We start from the raw sequence: 998 nt of genomic DNA, 5'->3' as shown, positions 1-998 counted from the left end.
GCTAACTTACTCGTGTAACCGCTTAAGAAATGGTACATGGCTTGTTCTTTAGATAACTTGCTGATTGGGGGTAAAACGCCGAATGCATCAGCTGTTAAGAACACAATTGTATTTGGGTGTCCGGCAACACTTGGTAGTATGATATTATCGATTGCGTCAATTGGATAGGCTGCACGTGTATTTTCTGTTAGAGATACATCGTTGTAATTTGTAAGACCAGTATTTTCGTCAATCATAACATTTTCTAATACAGAACCGAATGTAATCGCATCAAAGATTTGAGGTTCCTTCTCGCGAGATAGGTTCACGCATTTTGCGTAGCAACCGCCTTCAATATTAAACACACCGTTATCAGACCAGCCATGCTCGTCATCACCGATTAACTTGCGGTTTGGATCTGCAGATAGCGTTGTCTTTCCTGTACCCGATAAGCCGAAGAACAATGCGACATCACCTTCTTCAGATACGTTTGCAGAACAGTGCATAGGTAGAATGTCTTGTTCTGGCAACAAGTAGTTCATTACAGAGAAGATAGATTTCTTCATTTCACCTGCATACTCAGTACCGCCGATCAGTATAACACGCTTTTCAAAAGAAACGATAATGAACGTTTCAGAATCTGTACCGTCAATAATCGGATTTGCTTTGAACGTCGGTGCCGATACGATTGTAAATTGATCATCGTGTTTAGGAGAATCAATCCCTGTCGGACGAATAAACAATTGGTGTGCAAATAAGTTATGCCAAGCGTATTCATTTATAACTTGAATTGGAAGGCGGTGGCTGTGATCCGCTCCAGCAAAGCCTTTAAATACAAAGATTTCTTCTTTTTCTTTCAAGTATTCTAATACCTTTGTGTACAGATTATCAAAATGTTGTTGGGAAATCGGTTGGTTTACAGTGCCCCAATCAATTTTGTCTGCAGTGGATGCTTCTTTCACAATGAATTTATCTTTAGGAGAACGACCTGTGTATTTACCTGTTGAAACAGAAACAGC

Annotated in this window: 1 protein-coding gene; it reads right to left on the bottom strand. The window is 40.0% G+C overall.

Annotation, left to right across the window (positions count from 1 at the left end):
* A partial coding sequence (locus CEF18_RS23865; protein WP_190238722.1) for a phosphoenolpyruvate carboxykinase (ATP) occupies window positions 1–998 on the bottom strand: 998 nt, incomplete at both ends.

This window comes from Salipaludibacillus neizhouensis (genome assembly GCF_002886185.1).
Classification (GTDB): Bacteria; Bacillota; Bacilli; order Bacillales; family Salisediminibacteriaceae; genus Salipaludibacillus; species Salipaludibacillus neizhouensis.
The sequence above is the reverse complement of the archived record's forward strand: the minus strand, read 5'-3'. Positions and strand labels throughout refer to the sequence as shown.